We start from the raw sequence: 25,798 nt of genomic DNA, 5'->3' as shown, positions 1-25,798 counted from the left end.
GGATAGAAACCAAGGTCATAAGTTATGCTTATCAAAAAAGATAATATTAATGTAATTTACTTATGAATATAAATACGTTATCATGGGTATTGGAGAAAAGATGCTACACTTTTATAAAGCCTTTTCAAAAAGATATATTTAGGGGGATCCGCAAATGGCACAAGGTAATTTACACAACAGCCGCGCATCATTCGAAGTAAATGGTAAAACTTACAATTACTATGATTTAGCTGCGATTGAAAAAGCTGGCGTTGCAAAAGTTTCAAACCTTCCTTACTCAATTAAAGTTTTATTAGAATCTGTTTTACGTCAATACGATGCATATGTAATTAAAGAAGAGCACGTAAACGAATTAGCAAAATGGGGCAATGGTGCTGATCCAGAAGCAGAAGTACCATTCAAGCCTTCTCGCGTTGTATTACAAGACTTTACTGGTGTACCAGTAGTTGTTGACCTTGCATCTCTTCGTTCAGCAATGAAGGAAATGGGCGGCGACCCAAGCAAAATCAACCCTGCTATTCCAGTTGACCTTGTAATTGACCACTCAGTACAAGTTGACAAATACGGTAATGCAGCTGCACTACAAGCAAACATGGACCTAGAATTTGAACGTAACGCTGAGCGTTATAACTTCTTAAAATGGGCTCAAACTGCTTACAATAACTTCCGTGCTGTACCACCAGCAACAGGTATCGTTCACCAAGTAAACTTAGAGTACTTAGCTCCAGTTGTACACGTAAACGAAAATGCTGACGGCACATTCGAAACATTCCCAGATTCAGTAGTAGGTACTGACTCTCATACAACAATGATCAACGGTATTGGCGTTCTTGGATGGGGCGTAGGTGGTATCGAAGCTGAAGCAGGTATGCTTGGTCAACCTTCATACTTCCCAATTCCAGAAGTTATCGGTGTTAAATTAGTGGGCGACCTTCCAAACGGAACTACTGCTACTGACTTAGCATTAAAAGTAACACAAGTATTACGTCAACGTGGCGTAGTTGGTAAATTCGTTGAGTTCTTCGGACCTGGCGTATCTAAATTACCACTAGCTGACCGTGCGACAATCTCTAACATGGCTCCTGAATATGGTGCTACATGTGGTTACTTCGCAATTGACGAAGAATCATTAAACTACATGCGTTTAACTGGTCGTGACGAAGAGCACATCGCGGTTGTAGAATCTTACTTAAAGTCTAACCACATGTTCTTCGATCCAACTTTAGAGCCAGTTTACACTGACGTATTAGAAGTAAACTTAGCTGAAATCGAACCAAACCTTTCTGGTCCAAAACGTCCGCAAGACTTAATTCCACTATCTCAAATGCGTTCTCGTTACAAAGAAGCAGTAGTGGCACCACAAGGTACACAAGGTTTTGGTTTAACAGAAGATGAATTCGCAAAAACATCTGTAGCAAAATTCGCTGAAGGCGATGTAGAAATTCCAACAGGTGCTGTTGCAATCGCTGCGATCACTTCTTGTACAAATACATCTAACCCATACGTATTAATTGCTGCGGGCTTAGTAGCGAAAAAAGCTGTAGAAAAAGGTCTAACAGTACCTAAATGGGTTAAAACTTCTTTAGCGCCAGGTTCTAAAGTTGTAACTGGTTACCTTGAAGATTCAGGTTTACAAACATACCTTGACCAAATCGGTTTCAATACTGTAGGTTACGGTTGTACAACATGTATCGGTAACTCAGGTCCATTATTACCTGAAATCGAAGATGCCATTAAAGAAAATGACTTATTCGTAACATCAGTTCTTTCTGGTAACCGTAACTTCGAAGGTCGTGTACACCCACTTGTAAAAGCTAACTACTTAGCTTCTCCACCACTTGTTGTTGCTTATGCACTTGCTGGTACAGTGGATGTTGACCTACAAAAAGATTCATTCGGTAAAGACAAAGATGGCAACGAAGTATTCTTCGCTGATATCTGGCCTTCAACTGAAGAAGTTAACGCAGTATTAGGTACTGTAGTTAACCGTGAATTATTCCAAAAAGAATACGAAACTGTATTCACAGCGAACGAAAAATGGAATGCAATTGAAACATCAACTGAGTCTCTATATACATTTGATGATAAATCAACTTACATTCAAAACCCACCATTCTTCCAAGGTCTTGCAAAAGAACCAGAAGCTATCAAAGGCTTAGACGGCTTACGCATTATGGCGAAGTTCGGTGACTCAATCACAACTGACCATATTTCTCCAGCTGGTGCCATCGGTAAAGATACACCTGCAGGTAAATATTTAATTGAAAACGGTGTTGCTATCCGTGACTTCAACTCTTACGGTTCTCGTCGTGGTAACCACGAAGTAATGATGCGTGGTACATTTGCAAACATCCGTATCCGTAACCAAGTTGCTCCAGGTACAGAAGGTGGATTCACTACTTACTGGCCAACAGGCGACGTAGAGTACATCTATGACGCATGTATGAAATACCAAGAGCAAGGTACTGGCTTAGTCGTACTTGCTGGTAACGACTACGGTATGGGTTCTTCTCGTGACTGGGCTGCGAAAGGTACATTCCTACTTGGCGTGAAAACTGTTATCGCACAATCTTACGAGCGTATCCACCGTTCTAACTTAGTAATGATGGGTGTTCTTCCACTTCAATTCATGCCAGGTGAATCTGCTGAAACTCTAGGCTTAACTGGTAAAGAAGAAATCTCTGTAAACATTACTGATAACGTGAAACCACGTGAAATCTTAACAGTAACTGCTAAATCTGAAGACGGCACAGTTAAAACTTTCCAAGCTTTAGCTCGTTTCGACTCAGAAGTAGAAGTAGACTACTACCGTCATGGTGGTATCCTACAAATGGTTCTACGCGCAAAAGCTGCTGAGTAATCATAACATTCACAAGCCGATCTCTTAGGAGGTCGGCTTTTTTGTTTGCTCTTGAAATCCTTATGAAGTTATGGAGAGAACAGCAAAGTGACGGATAGAACGGAGAAAGTGACGGATAAAACACAGAAAGTGACGGATAGCGGGGCAAAAGTGATGGATAAAGCGGAGAAAGTGACGGATAGCGGGGCAGAAGTGACGGATAAAGCCAGACAGTAATCGCGGGGATAAAAATCCTCATAAAATAATGGTGGGAAAATGAGAGAACAGCCAAAGTGACGGATAGCAAGGCAGAAGTGACGGATAGAGCCAGACAGAAATCCCGAGGATAAAAATCCTCATAAAATAATGGAGAGAAAAGGAGAGAACAGTCAAAGTGACGGATAAAGCCAGACAGAAATCGCGGGGATAAAAATCCTCATAAAATAATGGAGAGAAAATGAGAGAACAGCCAAAGTGACGGATAGAACGGAGAAAGTGACGGATAGCGGGGCAGAAGTGACGGATAAAGCACAGAAAGTGACGGATAGCGGGGCAAAAGTGACGGATAGCCACACAGAAGTGACGGATAAAGCCCTAAATGTGACAAAGAGGAAAAACCAATAAGCTTGAAAATTTCCAAATACATAGCATTTTCCCAAATGTTTATATAAAATTAAAGGTAAGCCTTTAAAATTTTACATAAATGGGGGAAGAATGATTATGATAAAGAAAAAAAGTAAGTTTTTTATGGCGGCAACTTCGGCGGTGGCCATTACGGCTGTTGCTGTTGTACCTGCATCGGCAGCAAGTCCATTTAAAGATGTAAGTGAAGATTATGCACATTATAAAAGTATTTCAACATTATATGCAGCTGATATAATAAATGGTTTTCCTGATGGAACATTTAAACCAACACAGGATGTAACACGCGGACAAGCAGTGAAGATGATTGCAGGGGCTTTCGATCTTACAACAACGGATGTTGAAAATCCGAATTTCAAGGATGTCGATTCAACTAGTCCATACTATAAGGCGATTGTTACATTGGTTAATTTAGGTGTTGTAAATGGTTATGAGGATGATACTTTCAGACCTGATGAGACGATTACGCGTGGACAGATGGCGGTTATGGTGGCACAGGCAACAGGCTTAAAAGCAGAAGGAAAAAGTCCATTTACGGATGTACCTCAAACTAGTCCATTTGCAGATGCTGTAACGGCATTGCATGAAGCAGGAATTGCGAAGGGCGTGACGGCAACAGAATTCGGGGTGGATAAAAATGTAACGCGTGGTCAGTTAGCGACATTTATTGTTAACGCCTTAGGCTTAGAACAGCCTTCAACTGGGGAAGATAAGGAGCCGGTAACGGAAGAAAAGCCTGAAGCAAACGATCATGCTTTACTAGAAGAAGTGTTCACGAAAGCATTAGCTAAGCAAAAAGATTTAAAAAGCATGAAGGCTACAATGACAATATCGCAGTCAGTAGAAGCAAAAGATGGTCAGGAAACCATGAAAATGGATTCTAAAGGCAATATGAAGATGGAGATTGTTACAGAACCGATGCAATTCTTTGCAGAAGGTACGATGTCATTAACAGAGCCAACAAGCGGTGAAGCGATTAATTTGCCAATTAAAATGTATATGACGGCTAAAGATGGTATGTATATGTATGAGGCAGACCAGAAGGCTTGGGTAAAATTCCCGAAACAATTATTTGAAGATGTTCTCAGTCAAACAGGCATGCAGCCAGATGCAGCAGAACAATTAGAGATGCTTCAATCATTTGCTGAGGATTTCACTTTAAAGGAAACAGCAGACCGTTATGAATTAACCTTGAAAGGTGCTGGTGATAAATTCACAGAGTTGGTGAAGCAGCAGATTGGTGCCATGGATTTAGGAATGGATGCTGATTTGGATGGACAATTAGGCAATATGTCTTTTGATAGCCTTACTTACAAATTAGTGATTAATAAAAAGACATTTAATGTTGAAGAGATTGCTATGGATATGTCATTAAGCATGAAAGTAGAAGGCAATACGATTAAAACAAAACAGCAAATGACTATCAAATATCATGATTTTAATGCTGTGACGACAATTACAATTCCAAAAGATGTGCTAGACAATGCGAAGGAAATCGATTTAAGCACACCTGAAACAGTACCACCAGTTAGCAAATAATAGTAAATTTAAAAGTAGGCTACGCCAAATACATGGCGTAGCCTACTTTTTTTATTAATTAATGAAAACCCATTAGGTCTTTTACCCTTGCTGTATTTGTGGTAGATGTTAGTGTTTCTAGTAAGCGAAAGGCTACATCAAAGGCTGTTCCTGGGTTGGAGGAAGTAATAATATGATCTGTTTGCACAATTCGCTCGTTGACAATAATCGCACCGTAGCTTTCTAACTGTGCTAATCGTTTACTAGTTGGATGGTTATAGGTTGTTGCCTGACGATTGCGGAGTATACCACTATGTCCCAATATTAAGGAAGCTACACAGATCGTTGCAATTGGCTTTTGCTGTTCATGAAAATGCCGGACAACCGTTTGAAATTCCGCACTAAAGGCATCCTCATAAAAGCCCGCTTCCTCAAAGCCACCTGGGATAGCCAATGCATCAAATTCTGCTAAATCAATGTTATGGAGTAATTTTTCAGGAGCGACCTTAAAATTCCATGTGCATTGAAGCTGTGTATGTAATCCTACAGTGACAACCTCTGTTGATCCATCACCCTCCCATTTATTCCAACCAAGTACATCTGTAAAAACACTTGCTTCCACGGCCTCAAAGCCATTTGCTAAAAGTAACATTATTTTTTTCATTTGTTTCTGCCTCCTTTATGCTTTTATTGTAATTAAAGAAGCCAACCAATAACAGAAGCTGTATAATGTATTTTAGATAAATCTCCTTATAAAAACAGGAATTATACGGAAAAAACTTGATTAAGAAAGGTGATTAATGGTGGATCAAATTGATACTCAAATTTTACAGCAGTTACAGCAAAAGGCAAAAATCTCGATGAAGGAATTAGCCGCTACCGTTCATTTATCTTCTCCTGCAGTAATTGAACGCGTCAAAAAGCTCGAGGAACAAGGTGTGATTGAAGGATATCACGCTAAAGTGAACATCAAAAAAATGGAACGTACCATTCAGGCGATTATTTTATTTAAATCCATCGATTGTAAAAGCCTATCTGCTTTTTGTAATAGTCACCCGGATGTTCTTGAATGTTATCGTGTAGCAGGGGAGATTAGCTATATTGTTAAACTAGCAACCTATTCAGTAGAAACATTAGAGCAATTTATTGATGCGACTATGCCCTATGGTACACCCTCTACGAATATCGTATTATCTTCAAATGAAAAAAAGGTGATCACACCATTTACGGGTCTTAACGATAATATGTAAGCTTCATGAGACATTGCTGTTTTGATAGGGTGATCGAGTGGAAGTGCCCTATAGCGAGACGAATGGCAAAGCAGTATCGACTATTAATTTTCAATAAGGGAGTCTGTTGTAAATAGCAGGCTCTTTTTTGTTTGTTGCCAAGCTTTTCTTCTTTGCTGGATTCAATTACAATAGTTGTAATAATTTTCTAGCGAAAGGTTTGATGAGTTGATATTTGCTCTATTGGATAATGCGACTGCTTTTTTCCTAAGCCTGCCACTCCTACTCATTTATTTGAAAAGTAAGCCACAGGGAGAATCCACTTGGCGTTGGTCCATGCCATTATGGATTTTCAATTACTTAGGCATTCGATATTTTGTTTCGTTTGGAGAATTATTTTGGGTAGTCCTATGTTGGCAGTTACTATTTTTGTGGCCTTTAAGTATTGCAATGTATATTCATTTATTTAATAAAGAAAAGAATTGGGCTTTTTACATAGGTTTGAAGAAGAAATTTGTACTTATTGTAGGGTCCTTCATCATTCTATTTGGTGGTACTCTAGTCTATTCGCTATTTCAGGCGAATCACCAGGTAATAACTTTTCACCGGCAAGTAATGACGGAGATTGAGTCAAGTCCAGATCGTCAGGATTATTTGATGCATCACACAATTGCACCTTCCACACTTCAGAGTGTAGCGGATGATATAACTGAGATTCGCAAGGGGAAAATAGTTGCTTCCACCTTACCTTGGCGTAGCAAGGTAATAGTGCGTTTGGATAATTGGTAAAAGGAATTTACATATGTCCGTTTTTATGATGGTTGGAAGTTAGATGGGCTCTACAGTGAAAGCAAAACAATAATGAACAAAGGGGAGTTTGACAATTGATACAGAATATATTGTTTGCCGTTGATTTAGAGGAGAAGCTAAGCTCCATAAAACAAGGTCAAACAACATGGGAACAAGTGAATCAAGAACAGCTTTTACAGTCCATGCTAGCCCATATCGGCTCTACCGATAGTGAACTAAGAGATACTTATATTTATAGTAGCTTGTATGAATGGATACTAGAAAAAACTGCTGGATCATCGTTGCTTGACTAAACTATGGCATTATTGTTTGGATCATTTGTTACTGAACGGTATTGAGGAAGAGGATTCAGATGGGGTTTTTACTCGTTCCTTCACGACTTTATTAGTAGCGCTTATATTAGCAAGGGATCTGAAGGACAATTTTTTTTCGCAGGACAGATTAGAGGAAGGTCAAATAAAGTTAACTGAGATGGATGTAAGGGGCTTTGTACCTGGCAAGGGATGGGCGCATAGTGTGGCACATGTATCAGATGCGATGGATGAACTTGTGAAAAATCCTAAAATAAAGAAAACTGCCTATGATGATCTATTATATGCCTTATGGTCCATGTATTTACAGCCTCATATATCTTTATCCATGATGAGGATGAAAGGCTGTTAGTGCCCATTTTTACGATGTTGGAGCGAGGATTAGCACAAAATGAAGTCGTCCAATTAATACAGCAATTGCCAGCAACCTTATCGACATTAAAAGACCAATTGGATGAAGCGAATTTTTATATTGTCAGGTTTAATAGTAAAACTTTGCTAAAGAGTTTTTTTATTCAAACGAATCACCAAGCTCAATATGCATCTTTGCATCAAAGCATTGCCATTTGTATAAACGAAATAAATTAAGGTTGTCCACCGTTGACAGACAATTGGTAATTTGATAAGATGAGTGACAATAAAAGCATACAACTTCGTTGATGAGAAAAAGTAATGTTACATTTTGTTCTACAGAGAGCCGACATTTGGTGGAAGTCGGTGTGCAGGTGTTACATGAAAATCCTCTCTGAGAAGGTTAGCTGAAATTAGTAAGCTAACCCGGGTGTCTACCGTTAAAAAGAACACGTATGATAGTACGTTGCTGAGTGCTATTGACTAAGGTGTCAATAGAATTAGGGTGGTATTCGCGGTTAACCCCGTCCCTTTCCTTGGGACGGGGTTTTTTGTATGCCTTTTATACAAAATAATATTGTATAGGAGGAAATAAAATGAAAGCAGAACAAAAGAAGGAAACGATGCTTGAACGAGAAACACGGATACGGGCATTGTGGGAGCAAGAGGGAACATTTTTAGCTTCCGTCACAAATAGAGCTGGACAGCAACCCTTTGTATTTTATGAGGGACCACCAACAGCAAATGGTTTACCACATGTCGGGCATGCCTTTGGTAGAACGATTAAAGATGTAGTGGCCCGCTATAAAACCATGCAAGGCTATTTAGTTGAACGAAAAGCAGGCTGGGATACACATGGTTTACCTGTGGAACTAGGAGTAGAAAAGGCATTAGGTATTTCAGGGAAGCAGGAGATTGAGAATTATGGAGTGGAAAGTTTTATTCAAGCGTGTAAAAATAGTGTTTTTACCTACGAACAAAAATGGCGTTCCTTTACAGAACAGCTTGGTTATTGGCTGGATATGGATGATCCATATCTTACATTAAGTAATGACTATATAGAATCAGTGTGGCATATTTTGAGCCATGTTCATAAGGAACAGCTTTTATATAAAGGGCATCGAGTTTCACCATATTGCCCGAGTTGTCAAACATCCTTAAGCTCACATGAGGTAGCACAGGGCTATAAGGATGTGAAAGATTTATCTGCCACAGCCATGTTTAAGCTTGCTGATCGTGATGAATATTTCTTAGGCTGGACAACAACACCATGGACACTACCTGCCAATGTGGCATTAGCGATGAATCCATCTCTACAATATGTACGGGTAAAGCAAGGGAATCAAGTATTTATTCTAGCCAAATCATTGGTTTCTAAGGTTTTCACTGAAGCTGTGGAAATTTTAAGTGAGCATACTGGGCAGGAATTTGCTGGTGTGTCGTATCAACCACCATTTTCATATGTGACGGTTCATCAAGGTCATGTAGTCGTGATGGCTGATTATGTCACGGAGAATAGCGGTACAGGGATTGTGCATATTGCTCCAGCATATGGGGAGGACGATTATAAAACGGTTCAACAGCATGGCTTGTCCTTTGTCAATGTAGTGGATCTGAAAGGCTGTTACACAGAAGAGGTGCCAGAGCTAGTCGGACGCTTTGTGAAAGATTGTGATGTGGACATTATAAAAATGCTTGCGAAAAAGGAGCTCTTATTTAGTAAAGAAAAATATGAGCATAGCTATCCCCATTGCTGGCGCTGTGATTCTCCATTATTGTACTATGCAACGGACAGCTGGTTTATCAAAATGACCGCTTTAAAAGAGCAGTTATTACAAAACAATCAGCAAGTGACTTGGTATCCTAATCATATTAAGGACGGTCGATTTGGCCATTTTCTTGAAAATATAGTGGATTGGAATATAAGCCGTAACCGCTATTGGGGTACACCGTTGAATGTCTGGATTTGTCAGGATTGTGGGCATGAGGAGGCTCCCAACAGTATCGCAGCGTTAAGAAAATTAGCTAAGGGAGATGTCGATCAACAAATCGAGCTTCATAAACCATTTATTGATGAAATTGTTTGTACTTGTCCTACTTGTCAAGGGGATATGACGCGTACACCAGAGGTAATTGATGTATGGTTTGACAGCGGCTCAATGCCCTTTGCTCAGCAACATTATCCTTTCGAGGATGTTCAAACTTTTCACAATCAGTTTCCAGCAGATGTTGTAATTGAGGGAATCGACCAAACTCGAGGTTTTTTCTATAGCTTATTAGCGGTATCGACGCTATTCACAGGAAAGCCAGCTTATAAACAGGTTTTATCATTAGGGCATGTGTTAGATGAACATGGACAAAAGATGTCAAAAAGTAAAGGCAATGCTTTAGAGCCTGTAGAGTTAATAGAGCAATATGGAGCAGATGCATTACGTTGGGCGTTTTTAGTTGATAGCTCGCCTTGGAATCCAAAGCGTTTTTCCAAAAAGATTGTGGTCGATGCTAAATCAAAGCTAGTGGATACATTGGATAATACCTTTAAATTTTATCAGCTCTATGCCAACATTGATGAATTTACGTATGATGCTACAAATACTGGTACACGAACACTTTTAGATCAGTGGATATTGTCCCGATTGCATCATACAATCCAGCTTGTGACAACTGCTATGGATGAATATCAATTTACACATGCAACAAGGGAAATAGCACAATTAATGGAGGAGCTAAGTAATTGGTACATTCGTCGATCACGTGCCAGATTTTGGGCACATGGGCTGACAGCGGATAAACGGGGCGCATTTAGTACCCTTTATGAGGTTTTAACGAACATTTGCCGATTACTTGCACCATTTACACCATTTATCACAGAGGATATCTACCGACTATTAACAGGCAAGAGTGTGCATATAGAAAATTATCCAATCTACGACGAAAAACTAGTAAATCGCCAGCTTGAACAAGAAATGGCTACAGTTTTAACAGTTGTAGAGCTTGGCAGGAGTATTCGTAATAGTCAGGGGATGAAGGTTAAACAGCCTTTAAGCGAGCTTATTGTTGCTGTATCTGGAGAGCTGACTGATTATCAAGGCTATTGCGAGCTAATTCAAGAGGAATTAAACATGAAAGCTTGCAAATGGACACATGATTTCTCTGCGTATGAAAGCATCCAATATAAGCTTAATTTTAAAACAGCTGGTGCTGCATTTGGTTCAAGGGTCAATCAAGTAAAGTCGTATATGATGACATTAACGGATCAAGAGAAAGAACAGCTACAGCGAAATGCGGAATTACCAATCATGTTAGAAGGGCAGCAGCTAACATTGTTATCAAGCCATGTTATCGCTGAAGCGATTGTGAAAGACCATTATATTTTAGCTGAGGATGGCACTTGCCGTGTATTGATGAATGTTCAATTAACCGAGAGTTTGCTAGAAGAGGGGCAAATGCGAGAATTAATTCGGTTCATCCAAGATTCTCGTAAAAAGTGGCAGCTACCTGTTGAACAATATATATCAATCGCCTTTTGCGGTAGTGAAAAGGTACTTTCTATCATCCAGCAGCATGAAGCGTTATTACAAGCCAATGTATTAGTCAAATCCATACATTATAGCGAAGAATGGACAGAGGGGAGATCGGCAGAAACAGAGCTTTTTGATGAAAAGCTCATGGTTTTTGTCTCCTTATAAAAGAAATGCTCAGGAGAAATCCTGGGCATTTTCTATGTAGGTTACAGGAAACCAAAAGCGAGATAACAAGCTGTTGCCCAAATAAAAACGGCTGAGCATTTATTAAAAATTCTCATCAGATTACCAGAGCTATCAAGCTTTTGGAAAGAGGCTCCGGTCAAAGTAAGTCCGAAAAACCATAGCCAAGAAATGAGGACACATGCTGTAGTGAAGATGATTTGCTCTGTACCACTATATTTTAAGGCACTTGTGCCAATGACCCCAATCGTATCTAATATGGCATGTGGATTCAGAAGTGACACAGAAAGTGCGAAAAGAATTTGTTTTTTTACGGGAAGTGCTTCACTCTGATCGGCAGTTGCTGGACTAGAGCGCCAAATCGTATAGCCCATATAAAGTAAGAACAATATCCCAACCGACATCAAGGTAATACGTAACCATTCAAATTGTAGGACGATTAATGATAGACTAAAAACCGCCAGTAAAATTAGCAGTGTGTCGCAAATAGCAGCTGTCACACTTGCTGGTAGAGCGCGCCATATAGTTGGCTGTGTAGCACCTTGTGAAAAAACAAAAACATTTTGCACGCCTAATGGCAAAATGAGACCGAATGCTAAAATGATGCCATGAAAAAATGCTTCCAACGATTAATCCCTCCTTTCCTTATTCATTTTAGCTATGATATAACTAAAAGAAAACGACCAATTGGATGGTTTTTTATCCACCCAATTTTAAATGGAAGGTGATGACCGTGAGCTGGCAGCCAAATAGACAAAGTGACAGCACGTTACAGCAACAAATTGTTCAATGGGTAACAGCACAAGTCGAAAGAGGTGATTGGGCAGCAGGGACCAAACTACCTACTCAAAGACAGTTGGCCATGCAATTTGACGTGAATCGCAGTACAGTTCAACAGGCTTTAGAGGAATTAAAGGCGATGGGCATCCTTGAAGCAACGGTAGGCTCAGGAGTTTATGTCACTCGCAATTCCTGGCATGCTCTCCTTCAACAAACACAGCCAAACTGGCAAAACTATATTGAAACGAGCCTGCATAAGCCAAATTACCATACGATCCAATTAATTAACGAATATGAGCAGCGAGATGATGTGATTCGATTAGGAACAGGAGAACTAGCACCGAGTCTGTTACCAACAGAGGAAATTGAAGCTTCACTAAGGGAGCTGTCATTGCAGCCCAAAACATTAGGCTACTCATCACCACAGGGCAATGACGAACTCCGGGCAGCTATTTGTGATTATGTACAAAAACGGGGCATCGAAGCGGAGCCACAGAACGTTTGTATTGTCTCTGGCGCACTACAAGCTTTACAGCTAATTGCCGTTGGTTTATTAGAGCAAGGGTCCATCGTTTTTCAGGAACCAACCTCCTATTTGAATTCTGTGCATCCTTTTCAATCGGTTGGGATGCAAATGATTGGGATACAACGTGATGAACAGCTTGCTCAGACGCTGTCTCAAAGGAAGCGAAAAAAACAAGCCGTGTTTTATGCCATTCCTACCTTGCATAATCCAACCAACTATGTATGGACATCTTTGGAAAAAAAGCAGCTCTATGAGGTTTGCCAAGCAGAACGGATTCCTATAATTGAAGATGATGTTTACCATGAATTGCTTTTTGAGGACCCATTACCACCGATAAAGGCAATGGATAGTAGTGGACAGGTTCTTTATATTGGTAGTGTCTCGAAAACCTTAAGTCCTGGATTACGCATTGGCTGGCTAATTGGACCAACGACAGTTATTGAACGATTGGCGGATATAAAAATGCAAACGGACTATGGCTCCAGTGCTATTTCACAAGAGATTGTGTTGCATTGGCTGCGGTCAGGAAAATATGAAAGACATTTAATACGTTTACGTCAACAATTACAGAATCGTGCTGATTTTACGGAACGAATTTTACAAGAAAAATTTAGTGGGCTGGCTGACTGGCATAAGCCAATGGGGGGCTTTTACATTTGGCTTAAGTTCCACAAGCCTGTAGTGGATAAGGATTTCTTTGTCAAGCTATTACAGCGTCGTGTTTTAATTAACCCAGGCTATATTTACGATCTTCAGGATCAGCATCATATTCGGTTATCCTATGCGTACGCAACCTACGAGGAATTGGAGGAAGGCTTAGATATTTTGCATGAATGTGTGATGGAGGCTACGGATATTTTGTAACGACCGTACATGATGGCTGCACAGTTTGCAAGAAGAAAGGGGAGAATTCAAAATAGGTGAAACGAAATGCTAGGTGAAAACCGTCCCTGAAAGTAAAGGGCATAATCCAAGCTGTATACCCATACATTTTAGAGAATCATAGCATTTTAGTTCGATTTCTAACATAAAGAGGTGAATAATTGGAAAATATGTCGTCAGGTTATTTTCAGGTGCCTCAGCCTATGCGTAGTGATGGGGCAGGAGGCATAGATAAAGGGCCACGCGATATTATGCGAGATTTAGAAAATCCTGATATGCTGGTGCCGCCGACAACAGATGCAGGTTTGATTCCAAACCTACGATTTTCATTTTCAGACACGCATATGACCTTGAATCAAGGGGGCTGGTCGCGCGAAATTACGGTCCGTGAATTACCAATTGCGACAACAATGGCAGGTGTTAATATGAGTTTGACACCGGGGGGCGTACGTGAGCTACACTGGCATCAGCAGGCAGAGTGGTCTTATATGCTATTAGGGCATGCGCGTATTACGGCAGTCGATCAAAATGGCTGTAACTTTATTGCGGATGTAGGTCCAGGGGATTTGTGGTATTTCCCACCAGGAATTCCTCATTCCATACAAGGATTAGCGGGTGGCTGTGAATTTTTATTAGTCTTTGATGATGGGAATTTCTCTGACCTTAATACACTTTCTATTTCAGATTGGTTTGCTCATACGCCAAAGGAAGTGCTGTCAGCGAACTTTGGTGTACCCATCAGTGCTTTTGACGATATTCCGAATGAACAGGTTTATATTTATCAAGACACTGTTCCTGGATCGATTGACTCGCAAAAAATTCAATCTCCTTATGGTAAGGTGCCACAAACCTTTAAGCACCGTTTATTAGCTCAGCCACCCTTGAAAACACCAGGTGGCAGTGTACGCATTGTTGATTCGACCAATTTCCCAATTTCTAAAAATATTGCGGCAGCATTAGTGGAAATTGAGCCTGGGGCAATGCGGGAGCTGCATTGGCATCCGAATAATGATGAATGGCAATATTATCTACAAGGAAAAGGGCGTATGACGGTATTCACTGGGGATGGAACTGCTCGAACATTCGATTATCGTGCAGGAGATGTCGGCTATGTGCCGTTTGCGACCGGTCACTATATTGAAAATACGGGTACGGAGCCTTTATGGTTTTTAGAAATGTTTAAAAGTGACCGTTTCCAGGACGTCTCCTTAAATCAATGGATGGCGCTAACACCAACCGAACTAGTGCAAAGTAATCTACACGTTGGCCCGGAGCTAATCCAAGCGCTAAGAAAAGAAAAGTGGCCTGTGGTGAAATATCCTGGATTTTCCTATTATCCGAAATGAAAAACGCAGGTGATGTCATTCTCACCTGCGTTTCATATTAATATTGATATTTGCGTCGTGTCATGAGCACTATTGCGATGGCTGGAACGGTACAAATTAACATAGCTGCAAAGGATAAACCGGGCGATATTTCGTATAAATAGCCTCCCAAAAATGTCAGGATGGCTGTACTTAACCCCATCGCTAATGCAGAATATATACCCTGTGCGTTTGGAATTTGCTCCTTTGGTAGGGTTTGCGTTAGATAACGGATAAAAGCAAAATGTGCCAGAGCAAAGGATAACGCATGCAAAGTTTGAGAGGCAATAAATACCCAAACATTTGGGAACATAAATATGAGTAACCAACGTAGAGAAGACCCGCTAGCTGCTAACAGTAATAAAGAAGAAGAACGCCATTTCGTAAATAATGTATCGGCCTTCATAAAGTATAAAATTTCACAAATAACCGCGATATTAATAATCATGCCCATATAAAATGGATCAACATGTAAGTCTTCTAAGTAAATATAACCGTAGCTATAATAGGAGGCATGTGCCCCTTGCAATAAAATAACAATGAATAACACAATAGGGAAGCCTTTAATATTCCATAGTGTTTTCATGGACAATGATTTTGCACGTTGCTCTTTTGTCGGTACAATAAGCAATTCCTTTGGTGTAGCGAATTGCTGCATAAGCAGCATGCCAATTAAACCAATGATCATGCTCCAAAAGATAATATTTTTACCGAATACTCCTGTTAGCATACTAATAATTAATACGGCAATAACAAAGCCAAAGGAACCATAGGAGCGGCTTTTACCATAATGAATGTTGCCATATTGGACTAGCGTTGCGGCACTACTTTCTACAGCTGGTAACAGTGCTGGGTAAAAAATACTAAATAAAATAGTTACAACTAATAATGCACTAAAGCCAGAACTAGGTATGTACAACAATGCAGTCAGAATAGAACCGACTGCTAAAATGGTAATGAGTCGTTTATTGTTTACATATTTAGCAAGCGTAGGGAAGAAGAAAAGATTAGACGTGGCACGGGCGAGTAACCCACAGCCCATTACAACGCTTGCCTGCGACACAGTCAGATGTTTAGCGTCCACAAGCCACCCTGTCCAGTAGGGTAAGAATATGCCCCAAGTAATAAAAAATGTAAAGAAATTTTGAGAAAGCCATCGTTGATTATTCATAAATTTGCCGTACCTCCATTTAACTATGTTGAATAATAGCACGTTCATCGTTACAATAATGTGAGATATCTCATATTTTTCAGAGGAGAGAGTAAAAAAATGCATATTCTAACAGCAGAAAATCGCACCCATTATCTCGAAAAATATCCGATCCATGATTTTTTCTCATTTGATATTGAACCCTATTTAGAAGTTTGTGAATTTAATAAAGGAGAATGGATTTTCCAGGAAGGCTCCTTCCCAGAAACATTGTATTACATGATTGAGGGCAAGGCGAAGCTTTATATGACGCATAAGAATGGCAAGGTGTCGCTTATCGAATATTTAGAGGGACCTTTATTTATGGGAGAAATTGAATTACTAAATGAGGCAAGATATACAAAGGGAATTCAAACAGTAACGAAGACAATTTGTTACTCCATTACTCAGTCATGTAAGGAAAAGTTACTTGCTGATGTATTATTTTTACGCCGACTTTGCGTATTTTTAGGGGAAAAGGCAACAAAAATGACCTCCAAATATACACAAAATCAGGCATATCCTTTTGAAAGTCGTTTAGCAGCATTTATTCAATTATCGGCTGATCAGGGCGTCTATAAGGAAAAACATACAGAAATCTGTGAGTATTTAGGGGTTTCCTATCGCCATTTATTATATGTATTGGCACAGTTTTGTGAGGAGAAGATTTTAGAGAAACGCAAGACGGGCTACCATATTATTGATGAAGAACGCCTCGCACAATTGGCTCAGGAGATTCAATAGTTGGGGGAATTAAAAATAGGAGGAGCATGAAAATATATTGTTCTTCAGACTTCAAGTTAAGAAGTCATGGCTAGATTTGTTGTATTCGCTTTTTTTAATGAGCCAGCGAGCAATTTCCTTACCACTATTATAAAAGTCGATTTCATTAACCCTGTTTTTCTGGATGGATTTGTCTAAGGTGTCTTCCATAACGTCAAAAGGTAGAACACCGATACATAAATGTTTGTTTGGTGAAAAACTTTCAAGCGGTTTCCTTACAGTTTGAATCGCTTCACTGTTGTGATCCACAGAATTTTGTGTCATATGGAATGCAAGTAGTTCTCCTTGTGCCGTTGTTGTGCTTAATGAGTAACCAGTACTTTTCATTCAACATGCCCCCTTTTGTCGTTACATTTATTGTACAAGACTGGTTCGAAAAATAGCCGTCATTTACAAGACTTTAACGAAAACTTAAAGGTTCTTGGAATATTTAGTAATTTGTAACCGCATTCATACCATCATTGGATAAAAATCATAGAAAACTGATATATATTCTTTCAAAAAAACTCATACTCAAACTATTGTGAATTTTTCTAACACGAAGTATTATTGTAGTTAGATTTAACGTGAAGGTTTTCACAAAGTCGCGTAATCGTGAGGAGGAATTTTAATGAGTGCAATTCGAGTAGGTATTGTAGGTTATGGAAATTTAGGTCGTGGTGTGGAGTATGCTATATCACAAAATCCAGATATGGAAGTCGTAGCGGTGTTCACACGTCGAGACCCTTCAACAGTAAACGTAACTAGCAATGCAAGCGTATATTTAGTAGAGGACGCTGAAAAATTCCAAAATGACATTGATGTTATGATTTTATGTGGGGGTTCGGCAACAGATTTACCAGAGCAAGGTCCACATTTTGCTCAATGGTTTAATACAATTGATAGCTTCGATACACATGCGAAAATTCCTGAATTTTTCGATGCGGTTGATGCAGCAGCTCAAAAGTCTGGCAAAGTATCTGTCATCTCAGTTGGTTGGGATCCAGGTTTATTCTCATTAAATCGTCTATTAGGTGAATCTGTATTACCAGTTGGTACAACGTATACTTTCTGGGGAGATGGTCTAAGTCAAGGTCACTCAGATGCGGTTCGTCGTATCGAAGGCGTTAAAAATGCTGTACAATACACTTTACCTATTAAAGAAGCAGTAGATCGTGTACGTAATGGTGAAAATCCAGAGCTAACAACGCGTGAGAAACATGCTCGTGAATGCTGGGTTGTACTAGAAGACGGCGCAGATGCGGCAAAAGTTGAACAAGAAATTGTGACAATGCCTAACTACTTCGATGAATATAACACAACTGTAAACTTCATTACTGAAGAAGAATTTACAGCAAACCACACAGGTATGCCACATGGTGGTTTTGTGATTCGCAGTGGTGATAGTGGTGCAAACGATAAACAAATTCTTGAATTCTCATTAAAATTAGAAAGTAATCCAAACTTCACGTCTAGTGTTTTAGTCGCTTATGCGCGTGCAGCACACCGTCTAAGCCAAACTGGTGATAAAGGGGCGAAAACAGTATTTGATATCCCATTCAGCCTGCTTTCACCAAAATCAGCTGCAGAATTACGTAAAGAATTACTATAATCATAGAACAAAAGCCCGATTATCATTATTTGATAGTCGGGTTTTTTATTTCTTTCCATCAAAGCTATTAAAATATGGTAAACTGTCAATAATTTAATAATCCGAATTTTTGTAACCTTACACAAACGGAGGTTATCGTTTCCATGACAGATATTATCATACAATCCAAATGTATAGCACCAAATTCATCCAATCATTGTATTAATCGAGCGTCACTAATGAGAACATTAAAAAAATGTCATCAGCATACATGCACACTTATTCATAGTGGTGCAGGGTATGGCAAGACGACCACCCTCACTCAATTTCTATACCACGAATCTCGACGATTTTCATGGTACAGTATTTCCGATGAAGATGATACGATTTTACCCTTTTTAACGCATCTTTTTTTCAGTGTACAACGAGTTGTACCTAATTTTGGTCAGACATTTGATACATGGGACCAATTATCTCGCTTTCCGAAAATGGAGGAGCTCAATCGCTGGTATAAGCTGTTTGTCAATTGCTTATGTAACATCGATGAACCGCTCCTAATTGTTATAGATGACTATCATCTCGTCGATCATGTATTTCACATAAATTATTTAATGGAGAAAATCATTGAGTTTGCGCCGCCAACTGTTCATTTCATTATCGCCTCTAGAACATTACCTAATTGGGATATTACGAGGAAATTAAAGCTACAAAAAAGATTACTTGTTATCACAGAGAAGGAGCTAGCATTTTCAAACGAGGAGATTGCTGTATTTTTTGAAGAATATGTAGATGTGCATTTATCGAGCTCTGAAATCGCAAAGATTTTGGACATGACAGAAGGCTGGGCTATTAGCATTTCTTTACTAGCAGAGCAATGGCATCATGCTCCTTTAGATCATTGGCTAACCATCCCGACAAATGATCTCTTCCGCTATTTGTCGGAAGAAGTTTATAGTACGATGACAGCCACTGAACAAGAAATCATCTTAAAATTAGCGATTTTTCCAAACTTTTCAGCAAAATTATTAGAGAATTTTTATGGCTCAGAACTTGCACAAATGTTGAATCCATTCACGCAACGCCACGTCTTTATTCAGCCCGCTACAACTGATGGCATTTATCGATTCCACGCGTTGTTTAGTCGTTTTTTAGAAATAAAATGGCAACAGTATCCGCAGCAATATAATGACCTTCATCAACAAGCAGCGTTGTTTTATGTGGAACAACATAATGTTCAAGCTGCCCTTTATCATGCCTTTAAAACGAATGATCCCAATTTTTGCGGAGAGCTCTTACAGCTCCATGCAGAGCTACTAATTCTCGCTGGTCAATTTGAATGGTTATTAGAAAAAATCAATCGCTTTACCGTACAAGAAAAAACAAAGTTTTATCAATTATATTATTTTGAGGGAGAATGCCATCGCTACCGTGCTTTTTATGAAAAAGCTAAGCAATCCTATGAAAAATGTGCAACCATTGCACAGCAGCAGCGGGATGATGTTTATGTGACAAAAGCACAAGCGGGATTAGCCCATATCTATTTAGACACGATTCAACCAGCATTGGCAGAACCTCATTTAGAAAAAGCTTTAGAGCTCGCCAAACATACTCCCCTACCGAAGACGGAATTAGTAGAGCTTCAACGTCAATACGCTGAAAATTTAGTAAACTTAGGGAAGGCAAAGGGGGCGCAGTTATTTATCGATGATGTGGCTTTACCAGAGGATGTTGTGCAACGAGCCAATGTCGATGTACGTGTCTTGCTGCGCACAGGACAGTTGCAAGAGGCAAAGGAATTATTAGGAAAACGGCTTGAATTACCACCTCAGCTCGTCGCAACTCATCGTGAAAGTGAATTGTTAGCAGCTTTTGTCTATACATTGTTAGGGGAAGGAAAGGATGCTTGGTATGCGGCCCAGCACGGTATTCAAAGAGGTTTACGCGAAAAGTCTGTCTTCATTGAGGCTGTTGGCTATATTCGAAAAGCTCATGCTTTGTTATTAATGGAGTACCCCGATTATCAAGGGGCGTGTTATGCCTATGAAAAAGCACTGACATTAATGAATACGATCAACATCTCACGGGTTAAGGCAGAGCCATATATGGGACTGGCCATCGTCAAACATATGCTAGGGGATATGGAAGCTGCTAAGAAATATTTAGCGCTTGGCTTACAGGAAACGGAACAGGTCCAAGATGCATGGATGACGGCGCTAATTCTCATAGCAGAGGTGAAAATCAATGTTTCCCAGCAAGAAACGGCACAGGCGAAGGAGTTATTAATAAAAGCCCAGCAACTGTTTCAAGAATGTGGGGATCGTAATGGGCTGATGCATGTTTTATTTTATCAATCCGTGATTGCCTTTCAAGAGAAGACAATCGAACAATTTCAATCTTCATTTCAACAGTTCGCCCAATTGTGCATGACAAATGGCTATCATTATTTTCTGCAAAAGAAAATGATCCTTGGCCCAAGCAATCAAATGATTTTTTATGAGCTTTTGCAATACAGTCAACAATGCTTTAGTGAAGAGCATGCAGCCATCGTTGGGTTGCGACAATTTTTACAGGCGGAAGATAGTATGAGCTACTCGCATGACGAAATTCAGCTCCAACTTTTCGGGAGTGTAAGCCTAATAAGAGGACAACGAAAGCTTGAAGATAAAGAGTGGCAGCGTGATAAGGCAAAGGAATTATTCGTGTATTTGTATTGTCATCGTCATCGCTTTACACCGAAGGAAGAAATTGCTCAAGCATTATGGCCTGAACGGAGCGTTGAGTCCTTGGATCGAGATTTTAAAGTGGTTTTGAATACCTTACTAAAAGTACTAGAACCACAACGACATGCCAGACAGGATAGCCTTTTTATTCAGCGAAAAAATAATATGTATCAATTACAGCATATCTCTTTTCTTCAAATTGACGTAGAACGCTTTCATTATTACTTCCATTTAGGCATGGAGGAATTTGATCCAGAGCTGTCCAATGAATGGCTACAACTAGCTCTAGCTAGTTATACGGACGCATTATATGCGGAAAAAAAACAACTAGACTGGCTGACACAGGATCGCGAAAAACTACAGTATTTATATATTGAGGTACTTGAACGCCTAGCCCAAAACGCTACAAGACAGCAACAGTATAAAAAGACTATTGGCTATGCAGAGCGGATGCTTCGTGAGGACCCGTTATGGGAGGAAGGGTATCGTCTGCTTATGTATAGTCATTACCAGCTTCAAAACCGTTCACTAGCCTTGAAATGGTATGAAAAATGCGTCCAACAATTACAGCAGGAATTGAACACTACTCCAATGGAATCAACAATGGCTGTTTATGATTTGATTATGGGGTAGAGAATGTTGGCACAGTGTTGGGGGCTCATGATTCAAACGAGAAAGAAATCTTTATTTTAGATCATATATTCGGAGGTACAACAATGCCATTTTGTCAGACTAGTAAAGCAAATATTTACTTTGAAATAATCGGAACAGGAATACCTATTATTATGCTACACGGTTTTACACCTGATCATCGGTTAATGAAGGGGTGTATGGAGCCAATTTTTTTAGAGCAGGAGGGGTGGAAACGTATCTATTTTGACCTTCCTGGGATGGGAAAGACTACGAACTATTCATCGATTCAGAACTCAGATGAAATGTTAGAAGTGGTCCATGAATTTATACAAGCAATGATTCCCGATGAATCCTACTTGCTAGTAGGTGAATCTTATGGGGGCTATTTAGCGCGCGGCATTATGCGAACGTCAGCGGCGCGGCTTTTAGGGGCTGCTTTTATTTGTCCTCTTATTATTCCAGAGAAGGAGCATCGTACAGTGCCAGAACATTGTGTTGTGTCATCAGATCATGCCTTTTTATCAACATTAAGCCAGCAGGAGCTAGAAGATTTTCAGTCAAATCAAGTTGTTCTAGATGCTTATAATTGGAAGCGATATACAACAGAGATTCTAGTAGGATGTAGTATAGCAGATCATGCCTTTTTAGAAAAAATTCTGCACAGTTACGGCTTCTCTTTTGCTGTGGATGAACAGTCCTTTGCTAAACCATCCCTCTTTCTATTAGGCAGACAGGATTCCGTTGTTGGCTATGAGGATGCCTTTACGATTTTTAAAAAATACCCTAGAGCATCCTTCGCAATAGTAGATAGCGCTGGTCATAATTTACAAATTGAACAACCTGAATTGTTTACCAATTTAATGAGTGAATGGTTGGATCGAGTAGAGACAGAACAAGGGAGGCATAATCAAAATGATTAAAAATAATGACTTAATACTAGCAAGTGACATGGTTATTTTACGAGAATTCATGGAACCTGACTGGGCAGATGTTCATCAATATGCCTCACAAGAAATTGTCTGTCAGTATCAAATATGGGGGCCGAATACAGAGGAGGATTCTAAAGAGTTTATTCATGATGTACTGGAAGAGGCAAAGCTGATACCAAGAGAAAGATATGTGTTTGCCATTATTTATCAAGACAAGCTAATAGGTGCGGTAGAGCTCATGATGAGGGATTTTACAAATAAGGTTGGAGAAATTGGGTACATTGTAAACCCTGATTACTGGGGAAAAGGTATAGCTACGGAAAGTGCTAAATTAGTTATAAATTTCGGTTTTGAACTATTAAACCTCCACCGCATCTATGCAACATGCGACCCAAGAAATATTGGTTCATCCAAAGTGTTAGAAAAAATAGGAATGACAAAAGAAGGGATTCTGCGCGAAAACTTGTTAATGAAGGATGGTGTTTGGCGAGATTCATTATTGTATAGCGTATTAAAACAGGAATGGTCAAAATAGGTACCTACAAGCAAAATCGATGTTTGGTGGTCAACAAATGGCTAGTAAACTATCGATCGGATATGATAACTGAATGGGGGAGCTAGTATTTGTTACTATATAAAAACAATCTAGAGGATATTTCATCTGATATGTTAAAGGGCTTTTTTGTCGATTGGCCGAACCCACCAAGCCCACAAACGCACCTAAAGCTGTTGGGAAATAGCAGCAAAGTCGTTATGGCTCTTGATGAACAATCCAATCAAATAGTTGGATTTATAACAGCCATTAGTGATGGAGTTCTATCTGCCTATATACCATTTCTTGAAGTGCTTCCTGCCTATAAAAGTAAAGGTGTTGGCAAGGAATTAATCAATAGAATGCTCATTGAGCTTCAATATATATACATGATTGATCTATGCTGTGACGATGACTTAGTTCCTTTATACGAGAAATTTGGGATGATGAAGTCCAATGGTATGCTCATTAGAAATTACGGTATGCAGTCGGGAGTATCGAATGAATAGCTCCAACATATAGAAGACACAAATGTTGTACTTTCAACGTTTTGTCTTCTTTTTTATCGGTTTGAATTTTAGAATGTGGCGTTCGTTGTACACCTCGGTTCTCAAAACGTTAATTTCAACATTTTTCTATATAAGACTCTTTCTACATTTGAAAGGGTCTTTTTGCATGAATAAAGTAGTCATTATAAAAAGTAATCTTTGGAGTTGTCCGAAGATTGCTAAATACAATTTCTAGAAGCCTCTCTCTGGAATATTTCTGACTAAATGATGGACGGCAAAAGGGATATCCTTTTCTGGTAAATGAACGGCAAAGAGTGTGGTTTGAACTGCCGTCGTTACGCTATGCTTCATTTTCGGGACAGAAAAATACTCTGCACTTTTCGTGCAGATAAACGTTGCCCCTGCCGTTCCGTTTCACTTCACTTTCGGGACAGGAAAATACTCTGCACTTTTCGTGCAGATAAACCAGTTTTGTCCCTGCCGTTCCGTTTCACTTCACTTTCGGGACAGGAAAATACTCTGCACTTTTCGTGCAGATAAAAACCCGTTTTGTCCCTGCCGTTACGCTATGCTTCACTTTCGGGACAGAAAAATGATCCGGCCCTCTTGGCCGGATCATTTTTTGTAACTAATTTGTAACTGGTCTTTTATATAGTGAGGTCATAGCAACGAAAGCGCTTTCTTAGGAGTTGAATTTGAAGGGGGATATGGGATGAGGAAGCAATGGTATTGGTTTCTTTTAGTGATGGTAGCTGTGTTGTTGGTGGCTTGTAGCGAAAAAGATACGAAGGAAGAGGCTGCAGATGCAGACAGTTCTGATGGTGAGACGAAGGCTGTTACGGCCGAAGGGGGAACGATTAGGATTGGGGTGCTTGCTTCGTTAACAGGGGCACTTGAGTCTTATGGGAAACAAACGCAGCGTGGATTTGATTTAGGGATAGAGTATGCCACTGGCGGTTCGATGGAGGTCAATGGGAAAAAAATTGAGATTATTTATGAGGATACAGAGACGAAGCCTGAGGTGGCTGTACAAAAGGCCACAAAGCTATTAGAGGATGATCAGGTTGATTTTCTAGTAGGCTCGTCAAGCTCTGGTGATACGCTGGCTGTCCTTCCACTTGCAGAGGAGTATGAAAAAATTATGGTCGTGGAGCCTGCGGTAGCAGATAGTATTACAGGGTCAGAATTTAATGAATATATTTTCCGTACAGGACGTAATTCATCACAGGATGCGTATGCTGCGGCGGCAGCTATTGCGGGAGATGGTGTGAGGATTGCAACGTTTGCACCAGATTATTCATTTGGCTGGGATGGTGTGAATGCATTTAAGACGGCTGCAGAGAAGTTGGGAGCAGAGATTGTGCTAGAGGAGTATGCAGATCCAGCCGCAACAGACTTTACGTCGAATCTGCAAAAGGTGATGGATGCTAAGCCAGATTATTTATTTGTCGTATGGGCAGGGGCAAATTCTCCTTGGAATCAAATTGCTGATCTTAAAATTCAAGAAAAAGGCATTAAAATTTCTACGGGTGCGCCTGATATTATTGCGCTTCAATTTATGAATCCATTAGTTGGTATGGAAGGCTTCTCTGTGTATTATCATACGTTACCTCAAAATGATGTGAATAAATGGTTAGTGGAGGAGCATCAAAAACGTTTCAATGAGGTACCGGATTTATTTACACCTGGGGGAATGTCCGCAGCTATTTCGATTGTAGAGGCATTAAAGAAATCGGATGGGGATGCCGATGCCAATAAGCTAATTGATGTGATGGAGGGCATGTCATTTGAGACACCGAAAGGCACGATGACCTTCCGTGAAGAGGATCACCAAGCGCTTCAATCTATGTATTCCATTCGATTAGAAAATCAAGAAGGTGTGGATTACCCAGTACCAGTCCTTATTCGTGAGCTGAGTCCTGAGGAAACAGCCCCACCTGTTATGAATTAGCCATATGGGAGGCAGAAATTCTG

General features: G+C 39.8%; 21 protein-coding genes, 1 pseudogene and 1 other annotated feature. Of the genes and pseudogenes, 18 read left to right on the top strand and 4 right to left on the bottom strand.

The genetic code is table 11. The features are described 5' to 3' along the window. The first annotated feature begins 154 nt into the window (after nucleotides 1–154). The 4 genes from acnA to AC07YC_RS04895 all read left to right on the top strand — a co-directional run bounded on the left by acnA (nucleotide 155) and on the right by AC07YC_RS04895 (nucleotide 5,020). Nucleotides 155–2,860, top strand: coding sequence for an aconitate hydratase AcnA (gene acnA, locus AC07YC_RS04910; RefSeq protein WP_494918562.1), 2,706 nt, complete (start codon nucleotides 155–157; stop codon nucleotides 2,858–2,860). An 87-nt stretch (nucleotides 2,861–2,947) separates the two neighbouring features. Beyond that, the gene (locus tag AC07YC_RS04905) at nucleotides 2,948–3,076 is read left to right on the top strand and encodes a hypothetical protein (RefSeq protein WP_494918561.1); all 129 of its coding nucleotides are present in this window, start codon (nucleotides 2,948–2,950) and stop codon (nucleotides 3,074–3,076) included. A gap of 237 nt (nucleotides 3,077–3,313) precedes the next feature. Continuing rightward, complete coding sequence (locus tag AC07YC_RS04900; RefSeq protein WP_494918560.1) at nucleotides 3,314–3,463, top strand: hypothetical protein; 150 nt, start codon at nucleotides 3,314–3,316, stop codon at nucleotides 3,461–3,463. Nucleotides 3,464–3,559: 96 nt separating this feature from the next. Then, complete coding sequence (locus tag AC07YC_RS04895; protein WP_494918559.1) at nucleotides 3,560–5,020, top strand: DUF6612 family protein; 1,461 nt, start codon at nucleotides 3,560–3,562, stop codon at nucleotides 5,018–5,020. A 58-nt stretch (nucleotides 5,021–5,078) separates the two neighbouring features. Here the strand turns inward: AC07YC_RS04895 and AC07YC_RS04890 are convergent, their stop codons facing one another. Beyond that, on the bottom strand, nucleotides 5,079–5,663 hold the full coding sequence (locus AC07YC_RS04890; RefSeq protein ID WP_494918558.1) for a DJ-1/PfpI family protein: 585 nt from the start codon (nucleotides 5,661–5,663) through the stop codon (nucleotides 5,079–5,081). Nucleotides 5,664–5,802: 139 nt separating this feature from the next. Here AC07YC_RS04890 and AC07YC_RS04885 point away from each other — a divergent pair, with 139 nt between their 5' ends. From AC07YC_RS04885 to ileS, 5 genes and pseudogenes are all read left to right on the top strand, one after another. Then, on the top strand, nucleotides 5,803–6,249 hold the full coding sequence (locus AC07YC_RS04885; RefSeq protein ID WP_494918557.1) for an Lrp/AsnC family transcriptional regulator: 447 nt from the start codon (nucleotides 5,803–5,805) through the stop codon (nucleotides 6,247–6,249). 273 nt (nucleotides 6,250–6,522) lie between these two features. Then, nucleotides 6,523–7,017, top strand: a complete 495-nt coding sequence (locus tag AC07YC_RS04880; RefSeq protein WP_494918556.1) for a hypothetical protein — start codon at nucleotides 6,523–6,525, stop codon at nucleotides 7,015–7,017. Between the two features lie 95 nt (nucleotides 7,018–7,112). Further along, nucleotides 7,113–7,331, top strand: coding sequence for a hypothetical protein (locus AC07YC_RS04875; RefSeq protein ID WP_494918554.1), 219 nt, complete (start codon nucleotides 7,113–7,115; stop codon nucleotides 7,329–7,331). Then, nucleotides 7,324–7,937 (top strand): annotated as a pseudogene (locus AC07YC_RS04870) (DUF2785 domain-containing protein). The gene AC07YC_RS04875 and the pseudogene AC07YC_RS04870 overlap by 8 nt, the downstream one beginning before the upstream one ends. Before the next feature lie 59 nt (nucleotides 7,938–7,996). Continuing rightward, nucleotides 7,997–8,235 (top strand) — a binding site (T-box leader). Nucleotides 8,236–8,296: 61 nt separating this feature from the next. Further along, nucleotides 8,297–11,389, top strand: a complete 3,093-nt coding sequence (gene ileS / locus AC07YC_RS04865; RefSeq protein WP_494918553.1) for an isoleucine--tRNA ligase — start codon at nucleotides 8,297–8,299, stop codon at nucleotides 11,387–11,389. Between the two features lie 41 nt (nucleotides 11,390–11,430). Here the strand turns inward: ileS and AC07YC_RS04860 are convergent, their stop codons facing one another. Next, nucleotides 11,431–12,033, bottom strand: coding sequence for a LysE/ArgO family amino acid transporter (locus AC07YC_RS04860; RefSeq protein WP_494918552.1), 603 nt, complete (start codon nucleotides 12,031–12,033; stop codon nucleotides 11,431–11,433). Between the two features lie 107 nt (nucleotides 12,034–12,140). Here AC07YC_RS04860 and AC07YC_RS04855 point away from each other — a divergent pair, with 107 nt between their 5' ends. Both AC07YC_RS04855 and AC07YC_RS04850 read left to right on the top strand, forming a co-directional pair. Continuing rightward, entirely contained in the window at nucleotides 12,141–13,577 is a 1,437-nt protein-coding gene (locus AC07YC_RS04855) for an aminotransferase-like domain-containing protein (RefSeq protein WP_494918693.1), read from the top strand. A 188-nt stretch (nucleotides 13,578–13,765) separates the two neighbouring features. Next, entirely contained in the window at nucleotides 13,766–14,941 is a 1,176-nt protein-coding gene (locus tag AC07YC_RS04850) for an oxalate decarboxylase family bicupin (RefSeq protein WP_193833686.1), read from the top strand. Between the two features lie 37 nt (nucleotides 14,942–14,978). Here the strand turns inward: AC07YC_RS04850 and AC07YC_RS04845 are convergent, their stop codons facing one another. Continuing rightward, on the bottom strand, nucleotides 14,979–16,130 hold the full coding sequence (locus tag AC07YC_RS04845; RefSeq protein ID WP_336634500.1) for an MFS transporter: 1,152 nt from the start codon (nucleotides 16,128–16,130) through the stop codon (nucleotides 14,979–14,981). 99 nt (nucleotides 16,131–16,229) lie between these two features. On the opposite strand from AC07YC_RS04845, the gene yeiL reads away from it, so the two are divergent. Next, the gene (gene yeiL / locus AC07YC_RS04840) at nucleotides 16,230–16,892 is read left to right on the top strand and encodes a transcriptional regulator YeiL (protein ID WP_336634501.1); all 663 of its coding nucleotides are present in this window, start codon (nucleotides 16,230–16,232) and stop codon (nucleotides 16,890–16,892) included. A gap of 51 nt (nucleotides 16,893–16,943) precedes the next feature. On the opposite strand, the gene AC07YC_RS04835 is transcribed toward yeiL, so the two are convergent. Then, nucleotides 16,944–17,258: a hypothetical protein gene (locus tag AC07YC_RS04835; protein ID WP_336634502.1), complete on the bottom strand. Its 315-nt coding sequence runs from the start codon at nucleotides 17,256–17,258 to the stop codon at nucleotides 16,944–16,946. Nucleotides 17,259–17,541: 283 nt separating this feature from the next. On the opposite strand from AC07YC_RS04835, the gene AC07YC_RS04830 reads away from it, so the two are divergent. The 6 genes from AC07YC_RS04830 (at nucleotide 17,542) to AC07YC_RS04805 (ending at nucleotide 25,775) form a co-directional block, all read left to right on the top strand. Then, entirely contained in the window at nucleotides 17,542–18,522 is a 981-nt protein-coding gene (locus AC07YC_RS04830) for a diaminopimelate dehydrogenase (RefSeq protein WP_494918551.1), read from the top strand. 143 nt (nucleotides 18,523–18,665) lie between these two features. After that, nucleotides 18,666–21,854, top strand: a complete 3,189-nt coding sequence (locus tag AC07YC_RS04825; protein ID WP_494918550.1) for an AfsR/SARP family transcriptional regulator — start codon at nucleotides 18,666–18,668, stop codon at nucleotides 21,852–21,854. A gap of 83 nt (nucleotides 21,855–21,937) precedes the next feature. After that, complete coding sequence (locus AC07YC_RS04820; RefSeq protein WP_494918549.1) at nucleotides 21,938–22,774, top strand: alpha/beta fold hydrolase; 837 nt, start codon at nucleotides 21,938–21,940, stop codon at nucleotides 22,772–22,774. Beyond that, the gene (locus tag AC07YC_RS04815; RefSeq protein WP_494918548.1) at nucleotides 22,767–23,318 is read left to right on the top strand and encodes a GNAT family N-acetyltransferase; all 552 of its coding nucleotides are present in this window, start codon (nucleotides 22,767–22,769) and stop codon (nucleotides 23,316–23,318) included. The genes AC07YC_RS04820 and AC07YC_RS04815 overlap by 8 nt, the downstream gene beginning before the upstream one ends. Nucleotides 23,319–23,407: 89 nt before the next feature. Next, complete coding sequence (locus tag AC07YC_RS04810; RefSeq protein WP_494918547.1) at nucleotides 23,408–23,824, top strand: GNAT family N-acetyltransferase; 417 nt, start codon at nucleotides 23,408–23,410, stop codon at nucleotides 23,822–23,824. A 712-nt stretch (nucleotides 23,825–24,536) separates the two neighbouring features. Next, on the top strand, nucleotides 24,537–25,775 hold the full coding sequence (locus AC07YC_RS04805) for a substrate-binding domain-containing protein (protein WP_494918546.1): 1,239 nt from the start codon (nucleotides 24,537–24,539) through the stop codon (nucleotides 25,773–25,775). The last annotated feature ends 23 nt before the right edge of the window (nucleotides 25,776–25,798 follow it).

The sequence above is a fragment of the Lysinibacillus sp. GW247-5R2A genome (assembly GCF_059424475.1).
Note: the sequence above shows the minus strand (reverse complement) of the source record. Positions and strands in the feature narration are given on the sequence as shown.